General features: G+C 51.4%; 25 protein-coding genes. 8 read left to right on the forward strand and 17 right to left on the reverse strand.

Annotated features, from left to right (window positions below; translation table 11 throughout):
- Positions 1 to 6: 6 nt before the first annotated feature.
- From ACR0QV_RS02445 to ACR0QV_RS02460, 4 genes are all read right to left on the reverse strand, one after another.
- Positions 7 to 738 carry a hypothetical protein gene (locus ACR0QV_RS02445; protein WP_432634394.1) on the reverse strand — a complete coding sequence of 244 codons (732 nt, stop codon included), beginning with the start codon at positions 736 to 738 and terminating at the stop codon, positions 7 to 9.
- Positions 739 to 747: 9 nt separating this feature from the next.
- Positions 748 to 1,308 carry a hypothetical protein gene (locus ACR0QV_RS02450; RefSeq protein ID WP_432634395.1) on the reverse strand — a complete coding sequence of 187 codons (561 nt, stop codon included), beginning with the start codon at positions 1,306 to 1,308 and terminating at the stop codon, positions 748 to 750.
- Positions 1,309 to 1,465: 157 nt separating this feature from the next.
- The gene (locus ACR0QV_RS02455; protein WP_432634396.1) at positions 1,466 to 3,466 is read right to left on the reverse strand and encodes a hypothetical protein; all 2,001 of its coding nucleotides are present in this window, start codon (positions 3,464 to 3,466) and stop codon (positions 1,466 to 1,468) included.
- Between the two features lie 102 nt (positions 3,467 to 3,568).
- Positions 3,569 to 4,330, reverse strand: coding sequence for a trypsin-like peptidase domain-containing protein (locus ACR0QV_RS02460; protein WP_432634397.1), 762 nt, complete (start codon positions 4,328 to 4,330; stop codon positions 3,569 to 3,571).
- Positions 4,331 to 4,421: 91 nt separating this feature from the next.
- Between ACR0QV_RS02460 and ACR0QV_RS02465 the strand changes: the two genes are divergently transcribed.
- Positions 4,422 to 4,895 carry a GreA/GreB family elongation factor gene (locus ACR0QV_RS02465; protein ID WP_428053744.1) on the forward strand — a complete coding sequence of 158 codons (474 nt, stop codon included), beginning with the start codon at positions 4,422 to 4,424 and terminating at the stop codon, positions 4,893 to 4,895.
- Positions 4,896 to 4,998: 103 nt separating this feature from the next.
- Here ACR0QV_RS02465 and ACR0QV_RS02470 read toward each other — a convergent pair whose 3' ends face one another.
- From ACR0QV_RS02470 to ACR0QV_RS02480, 3 genes are all read right to left on the reverse strand, one after another.
- Complete coding sequence (locus tag ACR0QV_RS02470) at positions 4,999 to 6,231, reverse strand: hypothetical protein (protein ID WP_432634398.1); 1,233 nt, start codon at positions 6,229 to 6,231, stop codon at positions 4,999 to 5,001.
- A 135-nt stretch (positions 6,232 to 6,366) separates the two neighbouring features.
- Complete coding sequence (locus ACR0QV_RS02475; RefSeq protein WP_428053747.1) at positions 6,367 to 7,992, reverse strand: glycoside hydrolase family 57 protein; 1,626 nt, start codon at positions 7,990 to 7,992, stop codon at positions 6,367 to 6,369.
- Position 7,993: 1 nt separating this feature from the next.
- Positions 7,994 to 8,869, reverse strand: coding sequence for a DUF4912 domain-containing protein (locus tag ACR0QV_RS02480; RefSeq protein WP_432634399.1), 876 nt, complete (start codon positions 8,867 to 8,869; stop codon positions 7,994 to 7,996).
- 120 nt (positions 8,870 to 8,989) lie between these two features.
- Here ACR0QV_RS02480 and ACR0QV_RS02485 point away from each other — a divergent pair, with 120 nt between their 5' ends.
- On the forward strand, positions 8,990 to 9,256 hold the full coding sequence (locus ACR0QV_RS02485; protein WP_432634400.1) for a hypothetical protein: 267 nt from the start codon (positions 8,990 to 8,992) through the stop codon (positions 9,254 to 9,256).
- 43 nt (positions 9,257 to 9,299) lie between these two features.
- Here the strand turns inward: ACR0QV_RS02485 and ACR0QV_RS02490 are convergent, their stop codons facing one another.
- Positions 9,300 to 10,202, reverse strand: a complete 903-nt coding sequence (locus ACR0QV_RS02490; RefSeq protein WP_432634401.1) for a DMT family transporter — start codon at positions 10,200 to 10,202, stop codon at positions 9,300 to 9,302.
- Positions 10,203 to 10,296: 94 nt separating this feature from the next.
- Between ACR0QV_RS02490 and ACR0QV_RS02495 the strand changes: the two genes are divergently transcribed.
- From ACR0QV_RS02495 to ACR0QV_RS02515, 5 genes are read left to right on the forward strand one after another with little or no spacing between them, the layout of a single operon-like run.
- Positions 10,297 to 11,184 carry a metal ABC transporter solute-binding protein, Zn/Mn family gene (locus ACR0QV_RS02495; RefSeq protein ID WP_432634402.1) on the forward strand — a complete coding sequence of 296 codons (888 nt, stop codon included), beginning with the start codon at positions 10,297 to 10,299 and terminating at the stop codon, positions 11,182 to 11,184.
- Positions 11,172 to 11,960, forward strand: coding sequence for a metal ABC transporter ATP-binding protein (locus ACR0QV_RS02500; protein ID WP_432634403.1), 789 nt, complete (start codon positions 11,172 to 11,174; stop codon positions 11,958 to 11,960). Before ACR0QV_RS02495 ends, ACR0QV_RS02500 begins: the two co-directional genes overlap by 13 nt.
- On the forward strand, positions 11,960 to 12,775 hold the full coding sequence (locus ACR0QV_RS02505; RefSeq protein WP_432634404.1) for a metal ABC transporter permease: 816 nt from the start codon (positions 11,960 to 11,962) through the stop codon (positions 12,773 to 12,775). Before ACR0QV_RS02500 ends, ACR0QV_RS02505 begins: the two co-directional genes overlap by 1 nt.
- Positions 12,765 to 13,412, forward strand: coding sequence for an endonuclease III (gene nth, locus ACR0QV_RS02510; RefSeq protein WP_432634405.1), 648 nt, complete (start codon positions 12,765 to 12,767; stop codon positions 13,410 to 13,412). The genes ACR0QV_RS02505 and nth overlap by 11 nt, the downstream gene beginning before the upstream one ends.
- On the forward strand, positions 13,409 to 14,464 hold the full coding sequence (locus ACR0QV_RS02515) for a glycosyltransferase family 9 protein (protein ID WP_432634406.1): 1,056 nt from the start codon (positions 13,409 to 13,411) through the stop codon (positions 14,462 to 14,464). The genes nth and ACR0QV_RS02515 overlap by 4 nt, the downstream gene beginning before the upstream one ends.
- 65 nt (positions 14,465 to 14,529) lie before the next feature.
- On the opposite strand, the gene ACR0QV_RS02520 is transcribed toward ACR0QV_RS02515, so the two are convergent.
- The 5 genes from ACR0QV_RS02520 to ACR0QV_RS02540 form a co-directional block, all read right to left on the reverse strand.
- Positions 14,530 to 15,696: a sodium ion-translocating decarboxylase subunit beta gene (locus ACR0QV_RS02520; RefSeq protein ID WP_432634407.1), complete on the reverse strand. Its 1,167-nt coding sequence runs from the start codon at positions 15,694 to 15,696 to the stop codon at positions 14,530 to 14,532.
- 11 nt (positions 15,697 to 15,707) lie between these two features.
- Positions 15,708 to 17,501: a biotin/lipoyl-containing protein gene (locus ACR0QV_RS02525; RefSeq protein WP_432634408.1), complete on the reverse strand. Its 1,794-nt coding sequence runs from the start codon at positions 17,499 to 17,501 to the stop codon at positions 15,708 to 15,710.
- 15 nt (positions 17,502 to 17,516) lie between these two features.
- The gene (locus tag ACR0QV_RS02530; protein ID WP_432634409.1) at positions 17,517 to 17,735 is read right to left on the reverse strand and encodes an OadG family protein; all 219 of its coding nucleotides are present in this window, start codon (positions 17,733 to 17,735) and stop codon (positions 17,517 to 17,519) included.
- Positions 17,732 to 18,436: a biotin--[acetyl-CoA-carboxylase] ligase gene (locus ACR0QV_RS02535; RefSeq protein ID WP_432634410.1), complete on the reverse strand. Its 705-nt coding sequence runs from the start codon at positions 18,434 to 18,436 to the stop codon at positions 17,732 to 17,734. Before ACR0QV_RS02535 ends, ACR0QV_RS02530 begins: the two co-directional genes overlap by 4 nt.
- A gap of 235 nt (positions 18,437 to 18,671) precedes the next feature.
- Positions 18,672 to 18,845 (reverse strand): hypothetical protein, encoded by a 174-nt coding sequence (locus ACR0QV_RS02540; RefSeq protein WP_432634411.1) that lies wholly within the window; start codon positions 18,843 to 18,845, stop codon positions 18,672 to 18,674.
- An 80-nt stretch (positions 18,846 to 18,925) separates the two neighbouring features.
- On the opposite strand from ACR0QV_RS02540, the gene ACR0QV_RS02545 reads away from it, so the two are divergent.
- Positions 18,926 to 19,594 (forward strand): type IV pilin protein, encoded by a 669-nt coding sequence (locus ACR0QV_RS02545; protein WP_432634412.1) that lies wholly within the window; start codon positions 18,926 to 18,928, stop codon positions 19,592 to 19,594.
- Between the two features lie 60 nt (positions 19,595 to 19,654).
- Here the strand turns inward: ACR0QV_RS02545 and ACR0QV_RS02550 are convergent, their stop codons facing one another.
- From ACR0QV_RS02550 to ACR0QV_RS02565, 4 genes are all read right to left on the reverse strand, one after another.
- Positions 19,655 to 20,587, reverse strand: coding sequence for a PdxA family dehydrogenase (locus tag ACR0QV_RS02550; protein WP_432634413.1), 933 nt, complete (start codon positions 20,585 to 20,587; stop codon positions 19,655 to 19,657).
- Between the two features lie 82 nt (positions 20,588 to 20,669).
- Complete coding sequence (locus tag ACR0QV_RS02555; protein WP_432634414.1) at positions 20,670 to 21,839, reverse strand: peptidylprolyl isomerase; 1,170 nt, start codon at positions 21,837 to 21,839, stop codon at positions 20,670 to 20,672.
- On the reverse strand, positions 21,823 to 22,638 hold the full coding sequence (locus tag ACR0QV_RS02560; protein ID WP_432634415.1) for a peptidylprolyl isomerase: 816 nt from the start codon (positions 22,636 to 22,638) through the stop codon (positions 21,823 to 21,825). The genes ACR0QV_RS02555 and ACR0QV_RS02560 overlap by 17 nt, the downstream gene beginning before the upstream one ends.
- Before the next feature lie 14 nt (positions 22,639 to 22,652).
- A complete protein-coding gene (locus ACR0QV_RS02565; RefSeq protein ID WP_432634416.1) occupies positions 22,653 to 25,796 on the reverse strand; it encodes a transcription-repair coupling factor in 3,144 nt (1,047 codons plus the stop codon).
- Between the last annotated feature and the right edge of the window lie 15 nt (positions 25,797 to 25,811).

A 25,811-nucleotide genomic window follows, 5' to 3' on the forward strand; every position in this document is an offset into this window, starting at 1 on the left:
AATCCCCTAAAAGGTGGTTACGTAGCGCAACTGCAAAATGCGCTCGCTTTCATCCCCGCGGCCAATGCGGCGTACAGCCGCGTCCAACGCCAAGGAGGGGTGCAAGTAAAAGCGCGCGCCCAAGTTCAAGCGGGAGTCGCGGATATTGCGCAGGTTGTCCCACTCGGCCATTAAGCCCACTTGGTCAGCCAGTTTATAAAACGTGCCCATAAACCAGTAGAGTTCGTCCCACTCAAAGTCGGAAAAGTTAAGCCCCGCGGTGGCGTTTAAACCGGGCACGATGATTTCGCGCGTAAAGGTCAAATAGCCGCCCTTGCGGTCGTCTAAGAATTTTTTGGTTTTGGCATAGTTGCGGTGGCTGTCGTAGCCGTAACCGTAGCGGCGGCCGTCGTAGCCGATGGCAATGGCGGGCAGGTACAAATTGCCGTCATAAATCTTCCATTTTACTTGGAAATCCGGGTCTAGCACACGCACGGAAGAGGACGAGCCCAACAGTTCGTGCGCCGCAATGCTAAGACCAATGTTAATGCGGGGATAAACGCCGAAATCAATCGTTTCCATTACGGTTCCGTGGTCATAGGCGCGCGTTAAAAAAGAGGCCTGATAGCGGTCAAACACCTCGGCGGTGGGAACATCCAAAATCAAGGTTTCCAAGGAAATAGGGTCCCCTTGGGCGGCCCGGGCAAAAAGCGGGGCAAATAAGCAAATGGCGAGTACGGCAAGTTTTTTTAGTTTCATAGTTATCCTCTAAAATAAGAAAGTGCGGACGTCTTTAATTTCGGGCTGCGTGATAAAGCGCACATTGTGCAAGTATGCCCCTTCGCGCGCGGGCATAAAGTCGTTCTTGTCGCGCGGAAATTCCAAATCAATAATGCCCTTATCCATACGGGCCGTACTGCTGACGACGGCCTTGTGCCAGCGGTCGGTCTTTTCTTGGTCGTATGGGGCGGACGGGTTCCAATAGTTGCGCAAGACTACCGTCCCCTTGGTAACGGCGCCGCCTTCCAGCGGTTCGGTTTTTAAAATAACGTCCTTTGTAAATAATACTTTACCCTTGCACGGGCCGTTTACAAAGGTAACTTTGTAATACGGGTCCTTTTCCGTGGGGCGTTTGTTAAGCGTAGCCAGCGAGTAAAGGGCGTAGGGCTTCATAATATTTTGGCAAGCCGCAAAAACGTGCGTATTGAGCAAGCGTTCATAATCTTGTTTGTCGTCGGTGCGGTTATAGGGGGATTCTTTTTTGTGGCGGCATCCGGCCACGGCAAAGGCTACACAGCAGATGAGCAAAAGACTTACTAATTTTTTCATAAATCGGGCTCCTAATAAATAAGTTCGCCCGCGTACGGGCGCGCGTGAAACCAATATAACAAATTATACCCGTTTTTTATGGGAAAATAAACCAAAATCCGCTAAACAAAGGCAAATAAAAAAGCCCCCGGTAAAAAAGGGGACTTTTTAAGAACGGTTATTTGCGGCCGGAGCGCGTTTGGCTGGCCCGGGCGGCGCTTTTTTGGTTGAAGTCCTTTTTTTGTTTTTCTGCGGCTTCACGCATTTCCTGTGCGGCGGCGCTGACGGCAGGCTCCAAAATCTCCTGCGAGGTTTCCTTGCTCATTTGTTGGAGGACCCCTTTGCCGAATTTAACCGCGCGGATTAAGTCGCCCGTCAGTTCGGAGGAGGACTGCGCCACGGTTCCCTTTTCCAAAATATCGCCGCTTGCATTGTACCCGAAATAGGGCGGCAGGTCGGACGAGCCCAGCACTTGGCTGACGGCTTGCCCGTCGGCGGCGGAGGTAATGTACATTACGCTAAGGTCTTTGGGCGGTAAGCCTTTGTTGACGGCTTCGCTGGATGCTTGGCGGTTCTTTTCCTGCACTTGTACAAGGTCCTTATCCGAGTACACAATGTAGGGCGGCGCGGCGCGCTGGACCTGCTGTTGCAGTGCTTTGATTTCTCGCGGGTCGGCGTTTGCGCCCATTTCTTGTATTTTGGCTTCAATAAATTGCTGTTTAATTTGGTTATATTTGCCCAGCGGGTCGCCTTTAAACGTCAAATTGGCGGCTTGAACGATGTTTGTTAAATCTTGGGTGTTTTGTACGCTGTTGGCTACCCAGAAGCAGTTGCCCTCTCCGCATTGGTTGTTTTTAACCATAAAGGCGTAAATTTCCTTGGTCTGCTCCTGCAAGGACTGGTCTTGTTGGTTATCCGATGGCGTGGCCGGGTAGGAATCCGCTTCGGCATTTACTTGTCCCGCCACAAAGGTAACCGGCAGGGGCGGCAGGGCAAAGCCCGTTTCTTGATAGAAATTTTGGGCGTTTTGCGCGCGTGCATTGGCTACCTGTTGGGCCGTTTTTTGCGGGCTTGCATCCGGGTCGCAAGTGGTTTGTATAGAGGCCGGAGCAGGCGAATTATCATTGCAGGAGCCGTTTCCGATAATATTAGCCACTTGGTCCACGGGTTGTTTGCCCGCGGCATCGGCGGCAATAAGGTCATTTACTTGTGCGATAATTTCGTCCTTGTGTTTGGCGTAGAAATCCTTGATAAATTGGGCCTTTTGCTCTTTTTCATCCGGTGTTTTGGGGTTTGGGTACAGCGCATCCGCCGTATCGTCGGCCAGTTTGGCTAAGGCTTCGTCCGGCATTAAGAACGAAATCGCGCGAATCATATCGTTTTGCGTAGGTTGAGGAGCGGCACCGCTGGCTCCGGCGCCGGAAGCGGGTCCTTCAAAATCCGCCATTTGCGCGCGGGCAAAACCGGGGGCGTATTTCCCGCCGTTTCCGCGGGCAATTTTATCAGACGAAGCCAGCAGAGCGGCTTCGCTTTCGTCCTGCCAAATATCGGGGTTGGCGGAGGTTTGTTTGGCATCGTTAAAGCCGAAGAATTTAGTAATAGGGCTAAACAGACGTGCCAATTTGGAATCTGGCACTTGGGTTTCCTTGCTGGTGGAGTCGGCCGCCGGGGTAAAGCGCGCGGCGCGTTCTTGGCGGATGTAGCGGTCATAGGCGTTTTCCTGCGTGTTAATTTCGTGCATACCCGGTTCCATCCCCTCGGGGGCGGTTTGGCGGATGAGCACCCAGTCGCCGTCTTCGGTTTGCATAGAGGCGTCGCCGTAATTATAGCGGCCGGAGGTGGCCACGCCGTCAGCCGTTTCTTGGTTGGCGGGGGCTTTTTTAAGGGCGGCGCGGGCGTCGGCTATTTGTTCGGGTTGGGCGGCCTTGTTATCGCCGCTCTTTTGGGCGGTTTGGGCCTTTTGCCGGGCGTTAGTGCGACGGAGCAAACGCGCCATACGCTGTAGCAGCGCGGTTAAGGGGTTAGACGTAAAAATTTGCGGGGTGGCTTTTTGCGCGGCGGCGGAGGCTTGGGCGTTGGCCGGAGCGGGGGCGGTGGTTTCTAAAAAGGGTAACAGTAAAAACACGATAACCGCAACACACACGAGAAGCAATATGATTTTGCTACTGGTTTTTTTCATAACTGGCTCCATAAATAATAATATCCCGGTTTGGGCCGCGCAGAACGCGCCTTTGCCGGTTCTTACCAATAGTTTACCCGTTTGTCGGGATTTTTTCAAGGGCTATTTTGCGTGGATAAGGCGCATTAAAATGGCCCACGACTTTTTGAGGTGCGCCCAAATAGGATTGTCCGCTTGCGCCGGTTTGGCGGCTTGGGCGGCTTCTTCTTCGGCGGACGGAGGCAGGGTTAGCCCAGCGGCCTTTACCAGTTGGATAAGGTAATTGGACGGCACGGAAAAATTTAAGTTTTGGTTGCCTTCGCCCTTGTAACTGCCGAAGACGACGGAAATTACGTTGCCGTTGTGGTCAAAAACGGGGCTTCCGCTGGAACTGGGGGAAATCGGCGCGCTGATTTGGTGCCAAAGTACGCCGTCGGCCTTTTTGCGGATTTGGCTGATAAGGCCCGAAGAAATGGTGTTTTGCAGACGGCGCGGGTTGCCGATTACCGTAATGGTTTGCCCGGGCAGTACATCGTCCGACGATACGACGGTAACGTGCGGTAAATTTTTGGCGTGAATTTGTAAAAGGGCCAAATCCACATTGCCCGCTTGTGCAACAGGGACGGCTTCGCCCGATACGGCCCCGGTATTAAAGGTTAAATTGATATAAAGGGCGTCCTTGGTAACGTGGCGGGTGGTGGCCACGAGGCCGTCCGGCGTGAGGACAAAGCCCGTGCCCGTAAAAGTGGAGCCATCCGCCTTGATGACGTTGACGGCGACAATCGCCGGGGCGTTTTGCTCGGCAATGCGGACGTGGTCGTTTTGCGCCCGGGCCGGCAGCCCGAAGATAACCAGAAAAAGTAGAGCAAGCAGGGCGTTCCTCATAATTTTATTATAGCAAGAAAATGCGGGCAAGGTTGAAAACCAACTGGATAAATAGTACACTAATAGGGACGTCTGTTAAGGAGTTTATACTATGGAAGAAGCATTTTATGTAAGCCGCAAGAAATATGAGGCTTTGGTTAATGAACTGAAAGATTTGAAAAATTTAAAGGCGGAACTTTCCAACGAAATCGGGGAAGCCGCCGCGCAGGGGGACTTGAAGGAAAACGCCGAATACCACGCCGCCAAGGAAAAACAGGCGGAAACGCTGATCCGCATCCAAGAGTTGGAAATGCGTTTGCGCAACGCCCAAATTACGGATGATTTGACTGTGGATAAAAGCGAAGCCCGCATTGGCGCTACGGTAACCATCCGCGACGAAGCGGCGGGCATTGAGTTTACCTATACGTTGGTAGGCTCTATGGAGTCCAACCCCGAAAAGGGGCTCTTGTCCGTCAAGTCGCCCTTGGCCAACGGGGTGTTAGGCAAAAAAGAAGGGGAAACCTTTGAAGCCATTTTGCCGCGCGGACCGAAAAAATACAAATTGGTAAAATTGGAATACAAATAATATTTTAGTTGCCAAGTGGATAACAAAACCGCCTGAGGGAATTTCCCTTGGGCGGTTTTTTGCGGGCAAAAAGAACCCCCGGTTTTGGGCCGGGGGAGGAGAATTACAAACCTTTTACCATTTCGTTCATTGCCGATTGGAAGGGGCTGTTCCCTTTAATCAGCCAGTGCAGTAAAGCATCATACAAGGAGGCTTCTTCATCGGATACGCCGGAGTTGCCCGGGAGGCTCTGCGGGAAGCGGTGGTTCTTGTTAATAAACGCTCTCAACTGGGTTAAAGTTTCTTGTTCGGTCGGATACGCAGGGGCGTATTCGGCAAACAACGCCTTGATTTGGGACGAGAACTTGACAACCGGTTCAAAATGGTTCGCACGGTCGTCGCTCATTAAGGTTTCGGTGCGGGTAAAGAGCATCAGTTCGTTGCTGTCCGAGGTGTTCCATTTGGGCAGGCGGCCATTGGCTTTTACGAACTCTTGCAAATCGGCCAGCGTGCGGGCATAGACAATCACAGTTTCTTTGGTGTTGGGAGCCTCTTTGGCGCCTTGTACGCCGCGGGCATATTGCGTGTAAGCATCAGCCAATGCACCGCGAAGGGTGGCTTTTTCAGCCCCGGAGGCGGCGGCCGGGTCCGGCATATTGATAAAGTGCTGGATAACGCCCTTGGTTTCGTTGGCTACCAACTTGCTTTGCATCATATGGCGCAGTTTCAAGTTTACTTTATGCGGGTGCGTAAGCAAGTAGTCAAAGGCGGTATCTACAAAGGCTTCCTTGCCGCCCATATGAAGTAAATCTTCCATACCGGGGGTGCATTTTAAAACCGGGGTGTGGGACAAGGTATAATAGTTGATTAAATCTTCTACCAGCATATGTACATCGCGCGCCAACAAATCGGTGCGCAGAAAAGTGCGCAAACTTTTATTGGTAACGGTTTGGTCAATAAGGGCCAACCCCGCTTGTTGTCCTTCTTCCTTGGTAATATAATAGATAGGGTCCTTCATTAAGGTAGTAAGCAAGGTATAGGCTTGTCTGGTTTCTTGGGTGGCCTGGTGTACTTGGTTCAAAATTACTTTTTCGTCCGTCATAGCGTGCGCGTGGCCGACGGCAGGAATCGTCAAGACCGGCGTAGCGTTAAAGGCGGGTACATAAAATTTGGGCACTTTCGGCGCTTTAAATTTGACCGGAACTTTAACAACCCCTTTGGAGGCATTTCTGGTTACCCCAGCAACCACTTTTTCGGCGGTTTTGACGCCGGTGGCGATTTCTTTACCCGCGTTCTGGGCAAAGGACATAGTCGTCCCTAGGGAGACTATCATTAAAGCATACATTAGGTTTTTCATATTTATAGTTTAAGAAATATGAACCTGGGACGAAAGAGTCTTTGGACCTAATGCAGGCTGGGCCTTTGGACCTAGACCCGCCGTAGAAAAAAGAACCCGGCCTGTGGGGGCCGGGTTCCGGGACAAAAACTGCTTTTATTGGTATTTTTTGAGCACCGCTTCCTTGGCGGCCGAGGAATAGACGTTATAATCCATTTGCTGGAAGATAGAGTCCTTTTGTTCCAGGTCATAGACGTATCCTTCGTCTATGCGGTTGCCTTGGATTTGCTCGTAGAGTTCGTTAAAGCGCTTGACGTGGTCCTTGGTGCGCTTGGTGGAATACTCCTTGGCCGTACCTGTGGTCATTAAGAACGCCCAGTCGGACGATTGCATCAGCACCAGTTCGCGCGCCAGTTGGTTGAGCGCCCGGCGCAAGAGCCCTCCCGCGTTAGGGAACTTGTTAGCCAGTTCCATCATCCGTTCGGCGGCTTTAATCAAGTGGCGGTAAATCCAATCGTTGCCGCTGTTGAGCCATACATCGTGGTAGCCCTTATCGCCCCAAGAGGACATAGACGGCTGCACTACTTGGTTTTCGGGGTACATTGCCAAGTATTCGCTCGGCGTAACCAGTTTGATATCCTTTTGGTCGTAGTAAATCTTTTTGAACAGGTATTCCAAGAAATCAATACCTTCGTACCACCAGTGGCCGTAGAGTTCCGCATCGTACATAGAAACGACTAAGGGCTTGCGGTCAATAATGGTGCTTAAATATTCAATCTGTTTTTGGCGGTTGAACATAAAGTTCCCGGCGTGCTGGGCGGCTACTTCGCGCGCTTCCTGCGGGTTGTAGGCCTGTTTTTGGTTCAGGGCTACTTTGCCGGTAATTTTATGGTATTTCATACCGATATTGCGGCGGACGCCGTCGGAGTGGAGATACGGCTTAATATAGTCGTAGTCCAAGTCGTAACCGAGGTCGCGGTAAAACTCGCGGTAGCGCGGGTCGCCCGGGTAGCCGGATTCGGCGCTCCATACCTGTTGGGCCGATTCCATATCGCGGGCAAAGGCGGCTACGCCCGTCTGCGGGCAATACACGGGGGCGTAAATGCCGTATTTCGGGCGCGGCGTACCGTGCAGGACACCGTGAGATTCGGTAAAGAAGAAGCGGATGCCCTCATCGCGCAAAAATTTATCGTCGCCCGGGTTGTAGGCGCACTCGGCCAGCCAAATTCCGCGCGGGGAGCGGCCGAAGCGGCTTCTGTAATCGTTGGCGGCAATTTTAATTTGGGCGTTTACGCTTTCTTTGTGTACCATTAAGGGCAAATAGCCGTGCGTGGCGCAGCAGGTGATAATTTCCAACTTGCCCATATCCTGGAACTTTTTAAAGCCCTGTAAAACGTGCCCGTGGTAGCGGTTTTCAAACAAATCCTGATAGCGGCGGAACTTGTTGTAATACATCCGCGCTACGCCCTCAAATTCGGTGCCTTGGGTGCGGTTGATTTCCTTTTGGGAAAGTTCCACACGTTGGTTTAAATAATGGCGGAAGCGGTTGATAAGAAGCGGGTCCTCCATCATATTGCACAAGGGCGGCGTGAGCGACATTGTCAGGCGGAAATCGGTGCCTTCTTCGGTCAGGTTTTCAAATACGTTAAGCAAGGGGATATACGTTTCCACCATTGCTTCGTAGAACCAGTCTTCCTCCAAAAAGTCCGGGTATTCCGGGTGTTTGATGAACGGCAGGTGCGCGTGGAGCACCAGCGCCAAATAGCCTTTTTCTTCTCCCATATTATTTTCCTTGTTCGCGCAGGGCTTTGATGTTGATTTGGCGCGTCTTGTCGCCTTTGGCGTTGCGCGCTTTAATGGGCAAATCCACTACGCTGCCCGCCGGCAAGTGCTGGCGGATGGAGAATTTGCCTTCTTTCAGTTCAATATCCTTTCCATTAATAGACACAATGGCGTTTTTGGAGGCGGAACCGTAAATGATAATTTCGCAATCAGCATTGAGCCAAATGTCTTCATCCTCGGGCTGTACTTTATCCAAGTGCAGGGCAAACGAGGACCAGGAAGACTTGGCCGCGCCGGAGGGCGTCAGTTCCGTCAGTTTCCAGCGTTGGCCGATGACGTGCATCAGTTCGCTGGCTCCCAAGCCGATGTAATCCGCGCCGGAGAGTTTTAAGAGTTTTTGGAAGTCGCCTTCCACTACCATCCATTTGTCGTCAATAATATCGGACACTTTGCCGGGCGGCACAGGCGTGGAATTGCTGCGGGAAACCAAAATAAATTTACCGTCGGCGGTAACGTAGCCCAAATCGGCCAAGTAGGTGCGGCCGGATTGCGGGGCGTTGATGTACCAACTGCGCGCCTCAAAAATGACGGGCATATCGTAATATTGAACGGAGTTTTTGCCGTCAAAAAATTCCACCCCGGTAACGTCGTGCAAGCGGATAACGGTGCGGGCGGATTTTAAGGTGTCTTCCCCGTATTGGCTTTTAAGATAGTCTAATGTGTTTGGGGTGATTTCCCAAAACAGGAACATCCAAGCCGGGTCCTTGGGAAGTAAAAAACTTTCCGTTTTGCCGTAGCCGGACGGAATATCCGCTTCGGCGTGTATGTCTTTGGCCAAAGGTTTGACCAAGGCAGACGAAGATAAGTTCTGCGTCATAATAAATACCTCACCCTGATTATTTGTAGAGATTTTCTCCCCCATTTTATTGTAGCATTTATCAATAGGAAAAGGGGCTTTTCTGCAAGTTTTTGCTACAATAGCAAAAAAGGAGTTTTTATGAATAAAAAAGGGATGGGACTAATCGGTTTACTCTTGGCGGTAGTTATCGTAGCCGTACTGACGGCGGCGGTGCTGAAACAGTATGCCCGCCAAACGCAAAAGGTATTAAACGCGCCCGCTTTGCAACGTGTGGAGCCCGCTAAAAGCCAAAAAGGCCAAAGTGCTAATGCGCCTAAATGCAACGGGCGGCTTGTGGGCAATATTTGTGTGCCAACCGAGGTGCGCAGTTCCAGTTTGGACGCTTTTAATGAAATAAACAAATAAAAAAGCCGCCGGTTAGTAGCCGGCGGCGTTTTCAAAATAAAACTTATTTGGCTTCGGGCTCAACTTTCTTTTGGATTAAAATCAAACTGACAAAAATCAAGCACAACCCGCCGATTTCCGCTCCCGTCGGCATACGGCCAAAGGCAATCATATCGCTGGCCATTGCTACTACCGGGGTGAAATACGTTACCGAGGCCATACGCGTAGCGCCCCAGCGTTTAATCAAGGCTACCATTAACAGGAAAGCCACCGCGGAAGAAAACACACCCGCGCTGATAATGGATAAAACTACTTTTGTCGTAAAGGCCGAGGCCGGGGGAACAGGCTCTGCAAAGAAACTAATGATTAACAGCACTACCGCCGCAAAGAGATACTGGTGGAAGGTGTTGGCTTCCATTGTCATTGCGTTGCTGTCCACCATAATTTTTTTAGTGAGCACGTTGCCCAAACTGTACGACCAAGCCATAATCAAAAAGGCCACACAGCCGTAAAGCGCCAAGGGGCTGGCGTCCAACTGCGCGGCAGCAATCATCGGGCGCATAATGACGAGCAGGCCAAGCATACCAATCGTAACGCCGATGGCTCTGCGCCAGGTAAAGCGGTCCTCGCCCTTTAACAAAATGGCCCCCGCGATAAAGGACCATATCGGCACGGTCCCGTTAAAAATACCGCCAATCGTCGGCGCGACGAAGCGCTGGCCCCACGAAATAGCCGCAAACGGCAGTAAAATCAGCAATAGCCCAATCGTCCACGGGCGCCAAAGTTGCTTAATGGGGCATTTCAAATTCTTGCGCTGGATGACGTACAGCACGATGAAAAACACCAAACCCGCCAACACCCGGAAGAAGGTTCCCCAGTAGGGCGGTAATACTTCTACAAAGTTTTTAGTCGCTAAAAAAGCGGTGCCCCAACACAGGGCCAAACACAACGCCAACACATAACTCATAAAATACTCCTCCTTTTTTACATTATAGTAAATTCCGGCGCGCCGTCCGCCTTTGTGCGGGAATTCGTATAATATATGTATATAGGAAAGTAAGATGAAAAAACTGGGAATAATCGTTTTGTTTGTTATTGTGGCGGCCGGGCTGTGCTTTTGGCTGCCGAAGCCCGCGGATAAAAAATCCGACGGGAAATTGGCGGTGGTAACGTCCGGCTATGTGGCCTATACGCTTACAAGGCAACTGGCGGGGGACTTGGCGGATATCGCTATGTTACTACCCCCCAATGCCGAGCCGCACTCCTTTGAACCTACGCCCGGTGCGTTGGTGGCGGTGCGCCAAGCGGAGGTGTTTGTGTATGTTTCGGATGCTTTTGAGCCGTGGGCCAAAGACATTGCCGCCGGGGCCGGAAAAAATACCCAGGTGGTAAAGGCCGCTATCGCCGTGCCCGCAAGCGCGGACCCGCATATTTGGATGGATTTTGATAATGTGCGTATAATGGCGCAAACGATAGAAGAAGCCTTGGCGGGGCAGTGGCCCGAACAGGCGGAAACCTTGGCGCAAAATTTAGCCAAATTTAACGAACAATTAACCGCCTTGGACGAATCTTATAAAAAAGGCCTGTCCGCTTGTCAAAGCCGCGAGGTGGTACATATCGGGCACTTGGCCTTTGAACGGCTTGCAAAAAAATACGGGCTTACCTTAACTGCCTTAGCGGGTACGTCGCACGACGGGGAGCACTCGGTTCGTCGGCTGGCGGGCGTGGTGGATTTGATTAAAAAACATCGTATTGAAACTATTTTTACCGAGGAAACGCTGTCCCCGCGATTGGCGCAAACCGTGGCCGGGGAAACGGGCGCGCAGATTTTGCCGCTCTACACGGTGGAGGGCGTATCCAAGCAGGATTTTGATAACCATATTACGTATATTGATTTTATGAAGCGCAATTTGGAAAATTTGCAAAGGGGGCTTAAATGCCAAGCGTGATAGAAGCCAAAGATTTACGCTTTGCGTATGTGCGCGTGCCGGTGCTGGATAAGGTGTCCTTCACTATTAACGCGGGGGATTATGTGGGGCTGATTGGCCCCAATGGCGGGGGAAAAACTACACTCCTAAAACTTTTACTCGGACTTGAAAAAGGCGAGGGCAATATAAAACTCTTCGGTACGCCGATTAATGCGTTTAAGGATTGGCATAAAATAGGCTATTTGGCGCAAAAGAGCCCCGTGGCGCAGAGCCGTTTCCCGATTTCGGCCGAAGAAGTGGTGCTGATGGGTCTTTCCAACCACCGCGGGAGCGGGGTGTCTGTCGGCGAATTAAAGGAAGTCTATACCGCTATGCAAAAAACGCACACGCGCGAATACGCCGGACGGATTTTCGGCGATTTGTCTATCGGCCAGCAACAGCGCGTTTTGCTGGCGCGGGCGCTGGTAAGCAACCCGGAACTGCTGATTTTGGACGAACCGTCCACGGCCTTGGATGCATCGTCGCGCGAGAAATTTTTTGATTTGCTGGGCGAGTTAAACGGCAAGCACGGTGTAACCATTTTGCTCATTACGCACGATACGGGCGAGGTGGGCAAATATATTTCCAAATTTATGTATGTGGATAAAACCTTGGTGTTTTACGGTACCAAAGAAGAGTTTTGCCACTCCCGAGCGGTGGCCGAAAAAATCGGCCCCTTTGCCCAGCATACCATTGACCATTTGCATAACCACGGGCATTGCCCGCTGGGGTGCGCGTGTGGGGAGGCAAAAAAATGATGAGCGGATTTTTAACCTACGGGTTTGTTCAGCGCGGGCTGTTGGCGGGCAGTTTGGTGGCCGCGGCTTGCGCGCTTATCGGCGTATTTTTGGTGCTAAAACGCTTGTCCTTAATCGGCGACGGGATGAGCCACGTTTGCCTGACGGGCGTAGCCGTAGCCCTGTTGACCGCCACGAACCCGGTGTATATGTCGGTGCCGGTGGTGGTGTTGTCTTCCTTGGGGATTATGAAGATTACCCAAAAGTTTAAAATTTACGGCGATGCGGCTATCGGCATTGTCAGCGCGGCGGGGTTGTCGGTCGGTTTGCTGATTACGGCTCTTGCGGGTGGGTTTAACACCGATTTGCTTGGCTATTTGTTCGGCAGTATTTTAACGGTATCTTGGGATGAAGCCGTTTTATGCGGCCTTTTACTCGCCGTGGTACTGTGCGGACTACGGTTCTTTTACCGCGATTTGACTTCCGCCTGCTTTGACGAACCTTTCGCCCGTACGCGCGGTGTGCCCGTACGGCTGATTAATACGGCTTTGGTGGTAATTACCTCGGTGGCGGTGGTGCTGGCCTTTAAGGTGGTGGGAATTTTCCTCATTTCGGCGATGCTGATTATTCCGCCCGTGTCCGCCTTGTTAATTTCCCATACCTTTAAACAGGTTTTGTGGTGCGCGGCCTGCTTTGGCGTGGCGAGCGTGTGGACGGGGGTGTATTTATCCTTTTTGTTTAATATCCCCTCGGGGGCGACGATTATTTTGGTAAACTTGCTGATTTTGGCGGGTTGCTATATTTATGCCAAAACGGGGGTAAGCGATGCCCGCTAAAAAAACGGACGTGTTAGCGTTGCTGGCGGCCCTTAAAAAATTGTACCCCAAGCACGTTATCCCGCTCCACCACGGCAACGCGTGGCAGTTGCTGTGCGCCGTTATTTTGTCGGCCCAATGCACGGACGCGCGGGTGAACCAAATTACACCACATTTGTTTAAAAAATACCCTACCGTACAGGACTTGGCCGCGGCGGATTTAAAAGAGGTAGAAGAAATCATCCGCTCCGCCGGGTTTTACCACAGCAAGGCATTGTCTTTAATTGAAAGTTCCAAGCGCATTTGCGAAGTTTTTGGCGGCGAAGTACCGCAAAATATGGCCGACTTGCTTTCCCTGCGCGGGGTGGCGCGCAAAACGGCCAACGTAATGCTGGGCGATTACTTTAAAAAGCCTGCGGGAATAGTGGTGGATACGCACGTCAAGCGGCTGGCTTTCCGCTTGGGGCTTACCAAGCAGACAGACCCCGTAAAGGTAGAAAAAGATTTAACCAAAATTATCCCGTATGAATATTGGGGGTGGCTGGCGATTGCGCTTATTTTGCACGGCCGCCAAGTGTGTAACGCCCGCAAACCGCTTTGTTCCCAATGTGCGTTGGCGCACTTGTGCCCCCAAAAAGGAGTAAAACTTTCCGTATGACGTTTAGAGAGTGGAACAACCGCCGGAACAATTACCTGCGGGAGCAAAAGGGTAAATGGGCGGCCAAATTGTTGGGCCATGCGCCCTTTTCGGACGCATATAACCCGCAAAAGGTGCAAAAAATTTTACTCTTGCGCAACGATAATAAATTGGGCGATGCGTTAGTGTCGTCCGTTTTGTTGCGTTGCCTAAAAGCGTTGTTCCCGACGGCTGATATAGATATAGTGGCGGGTAAAAGCAACGCGCTTATCTTGCGGAACAATCCGGCAGTCTCTAACCTTTATTTTGCGACGGAAGGATTAGCCTCGCTAATGTCGTGCGGGTTTAAATTGCGTGGCAAACAATACGATTTGTATTTGGATTTGGACGAAAAACCGACGCTCGCGTCGCTTACCTTTTTAAAGGTTTTACAACCGCGCTGGGCCTTTGGCTTTAACCGGGAAAAATATCCGCTTTATAACCTGACGCAACCCTTGGATTTAGCCGCTTGCCATATTACGGCACGCTACGAAGCTTGTTTGCGCTATTTGGGTTATCAGGGCGCGTTTGATACATCGTATGAAATACAGGTGCCGGAAACGGCGAAAGCGGTGGCACAGCATTTTGTATCTGCCTTGCCACACGGTGGGCGGTTAATCGTGGTAAATCCGCTGGCGGCCAGCCGGCACCGCTCCTTTTCGGCGGAACAGATTTTTGGCTTGGCCGCGCTTTTCCCGAAGGATACTTTTGTGTTGTTGGGGCAAGAGCCTAAACTGAGAAAATGGTTAAATGGGCGAGCCCTTTTACCCCATATGGTTACCTTTACAGCGGGTGTTTTTGAGGCTGCTGCACTAGCCCAACAGGCCAGCGTGCTTCTTACGCCCGATACCTTTTGGGTGCATTTGGCGTGCGCCCTGCATATTCCAACGGTGGCCGTCTATCAAAATTGTAAGGAAAATATTGCCATTTGGCGGCCCTTGGATTCTGCCGTAAAAATGGTCCTGTGTGAGGGAGAACAGCACGAAATGCCCGTGCCGTTGCTTGCGCAGGCCTTGCAAGAGAAAATAAAATAATTTGCCGCCCATATATAAAAAGGCCCCGGGTTTTTGCCCGGGGCTTTTTCTGTGTGCTTAAAAACTTATTTGCCCAGCAACGCCAGGAGCACACCTGCCGCCACTGCACTGCCGATTACGCCGGCCACGTTCGGGCCCATTGCGTGCATCAGCAGATAGTTGGTTTTATCGTATTCCAAACCGACTTTGTTGGAAACGCGGGCCGCCATCGGCACGGCAGAAACGCCTGCGGAACCAATAAGCGGGTTGATTTTGGTTTTGCTGAAACAGTTCATCAGTTTCGCCAACAATACGCCCGAAGCCGTGGCTACGGAGAAGGCGATAATACCCAACACCAAAATACCCAAGGTTTCCGTGGTAAGGAATTTATCCGATTGCAGTTTGGAACCTACGGACAAGCCCAGCAAAATGGTAACGATGTTGCAGAATTCGTTTTGCAAGGTTTTGGATAAGCGTTCCGCTACGCCGGATTCCTTTACCAAGTTGCCGAAGGTCAGCGCACCGATAAGCGGAGCGGCCGAGGGCAACAACAGCGCACACATCAAAAGAATTACGATAGGGAACAGGATTTTTTCCCGTTTAGACACCGGGCGCAACTGTTCCATACGGATCGTGCGTTCTTCCTTGGTGGTCAGCAGTTTCATAATGGGCGGTTGGATAATCGGCACTAACGCCATATACGAATACGCCGCCACGGCAATAGCACCCAGCAAATCGGGCGCCAAGCGCGTGGTAAGGTAAATGGACGTCGGGCCGTCCGCCCCACCGATAATACCGATAGAGGCCGCTTCTTTAAGGCCGAAGGCAAACAGTTGGCTGTCGCCGATGTGGATGTAACTTAACGCCACCGCGCCGATAAGCGTGGCGAAGATACCAAACTGCGCCGCGCCACCCAAGAGAGCCATTTTCGGGTTAGCAATTAACGGGCCGAAGTCCGTCATTGCGCCTACCGCCATAAAGATAAACAGCGGGAAGAGCCCGGAATTAATACCGAAGTTGAACACAATACCCAAGAACCCGGCAGGCCCGGCGATGGCTTCGCCGGGGGGCATAGGAATATTGGCCAACAGACCGCCGAAGGCAATCGGGACGAGCAAAAGCGGTTCAAACTGCTTTTTAATCCCCAGCCACAGCAGGAAGCAGCAGACGGCAATCATCGTCAGTTGCTGCCAGGAGATAGCGTAAATCCCCGTGGTTTGCCAAACTTGGTTTAATGCTTGCAAGATATCCATAGGGTAGCCTCTTATTTAATATCGGCCAATTTGTGGCCGGTCTGCACCTGGTCGCCTTGTTTTACAGCCAAGTGGATGACGCCGGCGGCCGGAGCGGAAACCGGGGTTTCCATCTTCATTGCTTCCAGCACCAAGATTTCTTGGCCTTCGCTCACACGGTCGCCGTCTTTTACGGACAAGCGCAACACCGCGCCCGGAAGCGGAGATTTCACTTCCGCGCCCGCACCGGTAGAAGCGGCTTTGGCAGGCGCCTTGGCATCGCTGGCGGCGGTGGAAACCGCATAGCGTTTGCCGTTTACTACGGCGTCGTTACCGTCAAAGACGACTTCATAGGCCTGACCGTTTACGGTTACCTTTACCGCACCGTCTTCTTTGGCGGCGGCAGGCTTTACGTCTTTGGCCCAGCGGATACCGTTCACTTTTGCTTCACCCTTCAAATACATAATACCTTTGTCGGCGCAGGTGGCCACGATAAAGACATTTTCTTCCGTAACGGGCAAGCCCGCTTCTTTCAGTTTGGCTTCCGCCACCTTTAACCCTTTCTTGGGGTCCGCGTCGTTGATTTCAAGCGGCGTTTTGGTGGTGGGTTGCAAGCCCAACTGTTCGCTGGCTTCCTTTACTACGGCCGGATCGGGTTCTACCGGGGTTTTGCCGAAGTAGCCCAAAACCATTTTGCCGTAGCCTGGGGTAATCTTCTTCCAGGGGCCGAACATTACATTGCTGTAAGCCTGTTGGAAATAGAACTGGGAAACGGGGGTAACGGACGTGCCGAAACCGCCCAATTTTACGCATTCGCCCATCGCTTTTACCACTTCGGGGAATTTGTCAAAGGTGCCGTTGTCGCGCATCATTTGGGTATTGGCCGTCAATGCGCCGCCGGGCAGCGGGGAGAACGGAATAATCGGGTTGACCTTGGTGGCTTCGGGCGGCAAGAAGTATTTGCTCATACAATCTTGGAACACATTTTCGGCCTCGCGGATTTTCTGCGGGTCAATGTCCAAGGTGTAATCGGTGCCGCGCAGGGCGTGCCACATCGTTAAAATATCGGGCTGGCAGGTACCGCCGGAAACGGGCTGCATAGAGAGGTCCAACTGGTCCGCGCCCGCGTGGATGGCTTCCAAGCAGCAGGCAATGGCGTTGCCCGCGGTTTCGTGCGTGTGGAACGCAATCTTGGTGCCTTGGGGCAGGAGTTTGCGGGCCATAGCAATCGTTTTGCCGACGGTTGCCGGGGTGGACGTGCCGGAAGCGTCTTTAAAGCAGACGGAGTCAAACGGAACGCCGGAATCCAAAATTTGGCGGAGGATTTTTTCGTAAAATTCTTCGGTGTGGATTTTGCCCGTATGGTCCCAACCCGGAGCCAAGGACATCATCGTTACGGTAACTTCGTGTTTGAGGCCCGCATTGTGGATACATTTACCGGAGTAAATGAGGTTGTTTACATCGTTTAACGCATCAAAGTTGCGGATGGTGGTGGTGCCGTGTTTTTTGAACAATTTGGCGTGGGCGTTAATAACGTCGGAGGATTGGCTTTCCAAGCCTACCACGTTTACGCCGCGGGCCAAGGTTTGCAGGTTAGCATCCGGTCCGGCCACTTTGCGGAAGGAGTCCATCATATCAAAGGCGTTTTCGTTGCAGTAAAAGAACAACGCCTGAAAGCGCGCCCCGCCGCCGAATTCCATATGGTTAATGCCGGCGTGTTTGGCGGCTTCCACCGCGGGCAAGAAGTCCTTGGTCAGTACGCGCGCCCCATAGACGGACTGAAAGCCGTCGCGGAACGCGGTGAGCATAAAGTTTACTTTTTTCATAATAAGTCCCCTAAATTATTTAGTTTGAAATCTCTTTGCGGCGGCAATGGCCACAGCGATTAAAGCATTATCGGCCGCAGCGGCTGCGGTTTGCGGAAAATACTTTTCCATTTGTTGCACCAACCAGCCCAGCATTTTCACAATGCCGACCAGCAGGGTGAGAAACGCCAAAACAATCAACATACCGATAACGGTAATATTGACGGATTGCATTAACAGATTGTCTGCACTCATACAATAAGGTCTCCTATATATATTTCTTCCGGGCCTTGGGCGGTGTTTAAAAGGAGCGTTCCGCGGGGGGACACGCCTTTTACCGTTCCGCTGACGGGCGCTGCGCCGTTTTTAACGGATATTTGTTTACCAATGTACGGAAATCGTTCTTCGTAGGCTTGGCGGATTACAGCGAATCCGCTTTGCGCTACGGCGGGGTAGTCCCGCCAAAAAAGCGTTAATACTTTTTGCAAAAAATCTTGTTTGGTGATGTTTATGCCGAGTTCCTTTAAGGATATGGCGGGCTGGCCGACGTGTGCTAGATTTTCCTGCGCGACGTTGACGCCTACGCCGATAACCACCCCCGCAATGCCGGAAGAGGTTACCACGGCTTCGCTTAAAATGCCGCAGAGTTTTTTCCCTTCGGCAAGCACGTCGTTAGGCCATTTGAGCCAAGCCTTGGCGCCCAGTTGTTCGGCGGCGGTGCAAACGCATACCGCCATCAGTTGCGTGAAATTAGGTAAAAAATCGGTTTGTTGCGGTTTTACCAATACGGAAAAATACAGCCCGCCGTTTTGGGAAATCCATTTGCGGTCAAAGCGGCCGCGTCCGGCGGTTTGTCTGTCGGCGCAAACGACGGTTCCGTCCGCCAGGTGCGGGCAATTATTTTTTAAATAGGTATTGGTGGAATCAATTTCGTCAAAATGGATAATTTGCGCCATACCTAATTGTAACAAATTTACGAGGGGTGAAAGTTTGCAATTTACGGAGCGTTTTCTCCGCGTGCTTGGCCGGGTCGCAGGGGGCGTCATCCCGGAAGGTCTGGCGGCCCGCTAGGGGGCGGCCCGCAGGGTTCCGGGATCTCGTTGTTTGCCTTTGCCGTCATTCCCGAGTGTTGGCCGGCGCGGAGCGTTCGGGAATCTGTTGTTGGGTGTTGCTGTTGCCGTCACCCTGAATTTATTTCAGGGTCCAGCCGAGCCTTGACTCTCTTTCGCTGGATTCTGAAACAAGTTCAGAATGACGGCGAAAAATATTTCTTGGGTCGTTCGTTGTTGCTTTTCCGTCGTTCTCTGTAAAGGGGTTGTTTCGTTTTTTTTTTTTGTTAAAATTTTGATAAATTGCGGTGGACATACCCGGATGTATCCGCCGTATAAAAATGCGTATAAAAGGCCGTTTTGCTCAAATATAAAGGCCTTAACAAGGAGAAAAAAATGAAAGAGTTTATTACTTTTGCCGTGCGGCTACTTGCACTAGTGGCGTCATTCCCGAGAGTTGTAGTCGGGAATCTGTCGTTATTTAAAAAAGGCAACGACAACAACGGATCCCCGACTAAATTCCTCGGGGATGACAACAACAACATTGCTAGGGAAGGCCGTGCGGCAAATACTTTTCACACGGCTACCGCAGGGTTCACGCTTATTGAACTCTTGGTAGTTGTCCTCATCATTGGCATTTTGTCTGCGGTGGCCGTACCGCAATATCAAGTGGCTGTGCTGAAAAGCCGTTATGCACAAAGCCAGATTTTGGCTGATGCTTTTTTCCGAGCAGAAGAACTGTATTTTTTAGCCAACGGAACATATACTCTTGATTTTACGGACTTGGATATTGATTACCCAGTAGGGTGGAGTCTATCCGAGAGTAAAAAAGCAGTACGAGGAAATGAACAAGAGTGTGTGTTAAATGACGGAACAGGACACGGGAAGTCTTTGACTGTATATTGTCATTCTTTGCGAAATACACTCTTATATTATCCTGTTTCTAATGATTTACGTTTATGTGGGGCCGGGGACGCTATATCAACCAAGGTATGCAAAAGTTTAGGAGGCATTTATAGTCATAGTGTCAGTAATGACCGTATAGATTACTATAAACTTCCATAGGTTTATAAATAGGCAACCCCGCGGAAAAACTTATGCCGCGGGGTAAATTTTTCTTTTTAATTAAAATATTTTGGGTGGTTTGGCGCGGGCGGCGGCAAACAAAAGCGCGTCCGTCATACTGGACGGATTGGCAATGTTTTGCCCCGAAATGTCAAAGGCCGTGCCGTGGGTGGGGGAAACCCGCAGGAATTTAAGCCCCGCCGTAATATGTACAATCGGCTTTTTTGCGGCCAGTTTTAGGCCCAGCAGGGCTTGGTCGTGATACATACACAAAAGCCCGTCGTATTTCCCAGCCGCGTGGGCCAACCATAAGGCGTCTGCGGGCAGGGGCCCGTCGGCCTTTATTCTGTGGCGGCGCAGGGCTTTTACTGCGGGCAAAATTATCTCGTTTTCCTCAGTTCCGAATTTGCCGTTGTCGCTTGCGTGCGGGTTTAAGGCGCACACGGCGATATGGGGGCTTTTTATACCCAGTTGCTTTAAGGCGCGGTTAAAGTGTATGGCAGACTCTACAATGCGCTCTTTTGTCAGCAAGCGGGGCAAGTCCGCAATAGCAAAATGCTCCGTTACGAGCCCGCAGCGCAGGTTCCCGCTGACAAACATCATTAGTCCTTCTTTGCCTGCGCGCTCGCGCAGCAGTTCGGTATGCCCCGTGTAGGGCACGCCGTACAGAGCCCAACTTTGTTTGTTGATGGGGGCCGTAACCAGCGGACTTTTGGTTTTAAGGGCCAGTTTAATGCCTAGTTCCACCGCCTTGTAGGAAGTTTCCCCACCCGCAAAGGACGGAACGGGTTTATCCGGCAGGGGGGCGGAAGCGTCAATAGCAATCAAGCGGGCCAATTTATCCGAAAAACCCGCACGCACCAGCGAGGTGGGTTCCCCGATGACTACCGGGAGACACGCGCGCTGTACGAGCGGGTTCTTTAAAGATTTTACTGTTACCTCCGGGCCAATCCCCAACGGGTCCCCGGCGGTAATCAAAACTATGGGCTTCATACCGTATTCCAAAATAAAGTTTCGGGAAAAAGCAGCAAGTTGCCCTTTTATTTTATAACTATCTGTATGGCTTTGCCAAGAATTATTTTTTAACTTCGGCCTTTTTGGCTTCGGCTTGCTTGGCGGCTTCTTCTTTTAAAAGCGCGTCCGATTCAAAGGTTTTCGTAACCTTTACGTCGGCTTTGTCGTACAATTCTTCAATGTATTTGCCCATAGCGGCTTGTACGCGCTGTTGGGCCAAATACTGGGCCAAATCGCGCGAGATATCTTCGTACGAAATGGAGCGTTCGGCCCGTTTTTCTTTAATTTTAATAATGTGGATGCCGACTTCGCTTTTAATCGGGTCGCTTACTTTACCGACGGCCAAGGTAAAGGCTTTGTCGTCAATGGCCTTGGGGGCGATGCCTTTAATCAAAATCATATCGCCGCCGCTGGCGAGGGCGTTTTTGTCCTCGGTGTATTTTTTAACGGCCACGGAAAAGTCCATACCGCCGTCCAATTCTTTTTTAATTTGTTTGGCCAAGGCTTCTTTTTTGGCGATTTCCTCGGGTTTCATATCCTTGGTGGTGGCCAAATAAATGTGCCCGATACGCACTTGTTCGCCGGTGAGTTGTTTTAATTTGGCGGCAATGGCTTGCGCTTCTTTGAGTTTTACGGGGTCTTCTTTTTCAAGCGCTTTGATTTTTTTGGTGTTGTTCTTCATTACCGCTTCCACGTTAGCATAGAGGGCTTTTGCGTCGGCCTCTTCCACGGGGGTAACGGTGGCTTGGAGTTTCTGCTCCATTAATTTGCGCACGGCAATATCTTTGGAAAGTTTATTTTTGTACGCCTTTAAACTCATCCCTTGCTTTTTAAGCGCTTCGGTAAAGCGTTTGTCTGCGCCTTTGGCATCCTGCTTGCCGGTGGTTTCGTCCACCATAAAGCGGGCTTTAATTTCATTTAATCCGGCATCCAGTTCGGAATCCTTTACCTGAATTTTGGCTTCCTCGGCGGCCTGGTACAACAGTTCCTTGGAAATCAGTTCCTTTAACACCTCGCGGCCCAAAATATCTTGGGCGTAGGGCTGTTTTAAAAAGTCCGGCGCGGCGGCCTTGTATTGCTCCACAACGCCTTCCAAGTAATTGTCATACTCCGAAGCCAGCACGGGCCGGCCGTTTACCGTGGCGACGGAAGATTCCATCACCTTGGCTTGTAAATTCATCCCCAACACCGCCAGTAATGCGGCGAGAAATAACTTATTCGCTTTTTTCATAGATTACAACCTCGTATTTATTTTTTAAAGAGTCTAGCACGTCGTCCGTTTTTTTGTTTTTCAGCACTTCCCGTATGCGCGGTTCGGCGTCTTTTTTGGACAGGCGGCGTTCCCCTGTTTTCATTATTATATGAAATCCCTGCGCCGTTTTGAAGAAGCCCTGCGGTTTTCCGGCGGGCGAGTTGGCCGCAATGACGGCGATATTATCCAGGTATTCCCCCGGCATAAAGGAAAACTGCTTTAAGGCGTCGGGCGCAATGCTGTATTGCCGCTCCATTTCCTTCCAGCGCGAGGGGGAAGACTTTAAGGTGCGCAAAACTTGGTCGGCGGTTTGGGCGTTATCCACGATAATTTGCTTAATCGTCATTTCGTAGGGATACTTTTTAAAGTAATCATCCACCTCGCCGTCGCTGACGGAAAGGGCGCCCTCTTCCTCTAATTTGTGGTACCAAAGGCGTTCTAATGTGTCGGCGGCAAATTCATTATAAATTTGGTCCAGTTGCGCGCGTTTGTCAGCCAGCAGGGAGCGGTATTCGTCCGAATCTGCTATCCCCGTGGCGCGGGCATCAGCGGCGATTAGTTTTTCGCGCGTGATGATTTGCACCAAATTTTGGCGGCCCAGCGGAGTTTTGGCAAACTCCCTGTCCTCGGCGGACAGGAGCGGCAGGCGGTCGTTAATGTCCTGCTCGGTAATGGTTTGCTTGCCAATACGGGCGGCGGGCAGGTTTTGCACGGGTGCGGAATCCTTATGGCACCCCGCTAGCACGAGCGGCAGTAAGAGTAAAAACGGATATTTCATATTCATATACTATATCATTTTTCCTGTCGTAAAATGGTTTCAAAAAACGCAAGCGTTTGCTGGGTAAAGAGTAACGAGTCCTTGCCCGCAGGGGCGATAATGCGCACACCGTCGCCGTTTTTGGATTTTACAAATTCTATGTTCCCCGGGCCAAAGCGGTTAAAGAGTTCCCCCGGGAAAGCAGGCGGCATTTTAAAACGGTGTGTGAACAGCATTTCCAAGGCGCCGTCCACCCAGTCTATATGATAGATTTCCAACTTGCCCGCACGGTTGGAGAGCAAAAAGAGTTTGGTTAAGTTTTCCACTTCGGGCGGAACCGGGCCGCACAAGTCCTGCAAGCGGGCCAAAAGCGTTTTAGTTTTGGCTTCGTCCGCGCCCATCAGTTCCTTATAATATTTTAGGCGTTCGGCGTCATCCGGCAGGTAATCGGGCGGAATATAGGCGGGCAGGGGCAAATTAACCTTGGCTTGCAGGTTGCGCTCCACGCGCTCGCCCTTTAATTTTTTGACCTCGGCGGCCACTAAATCGCAATACAAACTAAGGCCTACTTCGTTTACATATCCGTGCTGTTTTACGCCCAATAATTCGCCCGCGCCGCGGATTTCCATATCGCGTAAGGCCAAGCGGAACCCGCTGCCCAGGTCGCTAAATTCCATTAATGCGGCCAAGCGTTGGCGGGCTTCTTCGGTCGGGTCCTTTTCCTCTTTGGGCTTCCAATACACGGCGGCTAAATCGGTAAAGTTGTCCTCTTTTTCGGCGGGTTTTTTAAGCAGCCAATCCGGGTGGAACAAATAGCAGTAGGCTTTTGTACTGCCGCGCCCGATACGCCCGCGCAACTGGTACAACTGCGCCAGGCCAAAGTTTTGGGCGTTTTCCACAATCAGCGTATTGGCGTTGGTAATGTCTATACCCGATTCAATAATGGTAGAGGCCAGCAGAATATCGTATTTACCCTTGTTAAAGTCCCACAAGGTTTGTTCCAGTTCTTTTTCGTTCATTTGGCCGTGCGCCATACAAATACGCGCCTGCGGAACGAGTTTTTTGAGGAACAGATAGCGCGATTCCATACTTTGCACGCTGTTATAAACGTAGTAAATCTGCCCGCCGCGGGCGAGTTCCTGCGTAATGGCCGCCGCGGCCAAATCGTTATTCCAGGCGGTTACTACGGTTTTAATCGGAGTGCGGCCCCGGGGCGGCGTATCAATAAGGGAAATGTCGCGCAGGGAAGCGAGCGATTGGTTTAGGGTGCGCGGAATCGGGGTGGCGCTTAACATCAAGGAGTGAACGCCTGCGCTCATTGCGCGGATTTTTTCCTTTTGTTTTACGCCAAAACGGTGTTCCTCGTCAATAATCACAAGGCCTAATTGCTTAAAGCGGATGTCCTTGCTCATCAGGCGGTGCGTGCCGATGATAATATCGCACACGCCGTTTTTTAATTCTTCTATGACGGCCTTTTGCTCCTTGGCGGTTTGGAAGCGGCAGAGCATCCGCACCACTACCGGGAAGCCTGCCAAGCGTTTGGAAAAAGTTTTATAGTGCTGGTCCGCCAAAATGGTCGTAGGAACCAACACCATTACTTGCTTGCCCGATAAAGCCACCTTTAAGGCGGCGCGCATAGCAACTTCGGTTTTTCCAAAGCCCACATCGCCTACTAATACGCGGTCCATTGGTTTGGAAAGGTCCAAATCGTGCAAGGTTTCGCGAATAGCCTGCTCTTGCCCCGGCGTTAAAACATAGGGAAACGAGTCGGCAAATTCCTGCTCAATGCGTGCGTCGCCCGAAATTTCGGGCGCAGGGGTGGCTTGGCGCAGGGCTTCCAGTTTCAAAATTTCCTTGGCGGCCTTTTGCGCTTCTTCTTTTACGCGGCTTTTTACGTCCTTCCACGTTGCCCCGCCCAATACGGACAGCGTCGGCCGTTTGCCCCCGGCGCCAATATATTTTTGCACCTTTTTAAAGTCGTACATCGGCACATACAGGCGGCTTCCGCGGCGGTATTCAATAATCAGGCAGTCGGTGGGGTTTTCCTCTTTATCCATTACTTCCAACCCCAAGTACCGCCCGATGCCGTGCTCTTGGTGGACGACGTAATCGCCCGCCTGTAACTCTTTAAAGCGCACGCGTTTGGCGCCCTCAATATCAAAATGTTTAATTACGCGCGCGGCGTTATAGCGGCGGTTTAAAATTTCGTTGGAGGTAATCAGCGCAAAACGCTCCTGCGGACTGCAAAAGCCTTGGGTTAAAGGGGAAATTTTAAAGGCGGCCTTTTTTAAGTGTTCGTAATCGGCGGCCAGTTCGCCCATACGGTCTAATTCACCGCGGTTTAAACAGCAAATGGTTACCACAAGGTTATGGGCCTGTAAGTCGGCAACTTCCTTATCCAATAGGTCCATATTGGCGTTAAAGGATACATTGGCTTTTAGGCCAAAATTCACGCCGTCCGCCGACGGAAGCAAAGTAGTAACGGCGCAGTTGGGATAATCCGCCAAGTCAAACTCTTTATCCGGCTCGTCAAAAATAAACGAAAACCCGGGCAAGTAGTCCGCCAAGGTGGCGGGCGTGCTTTCAAATTTTAAAGGGATAATATCGGCCTGGTCGGTGTGTTCCTTGGTGTTTTGCGTGTCCAGGTCATAGGCGCTGATCATTTCCACGCGGTTGCCCGCAAAATACAGGCGCAAGGGCTCGGGGCGGTTTAAACAAAAAATATCTACTACGCTTCCGCGCGCGGCGTATTGGCCGGGGGCTTCGGCGTATTCTTCCCGCCCGTAGCCGGAATTTTCCAAGCGGTCCAATAATTCTTGGCGGCGCAAGGTGTCGCCCCGGCGGACGGTAAATAAGCGGCTTTTAAAGTCCTGCGGGGTTGGAAGCGGGGCGGAAAGAGCCTCGTAATTGGTGCTTAACAGCCGCGGGCCGTTTGTGGGAGTAATCAGCGCAAAAAGCGCGTTCATCCGCCCGGTATCGGTTTCCGGCAGGGATAAAGTTTCGGCACCGCGCGGGGCAAATTCCTTGGCGGCGTTGTCAAAATCGTCCGTATCGTGTGCGGTAATAAATACCGCACTTTTGTTGTGGTTTAGATACGTTTGGCACGCAAAATACGCCTTGGCGGCCCCATTGGGCAGGCCGTAGTAGCGGGTGAAAGACGTTTTAGTTGCGTGGCTCATAAATACTGCCTCAAA

The organism is Candidatus Avelusimicrobium sp. (assembly GCF_050873505.1).
Lineage (GTDB): Bacteria > Elusimicrobiota > Elusimicrobia > Elusimicrobiales > Elusimicrobiaceae > Avelusimicrobium.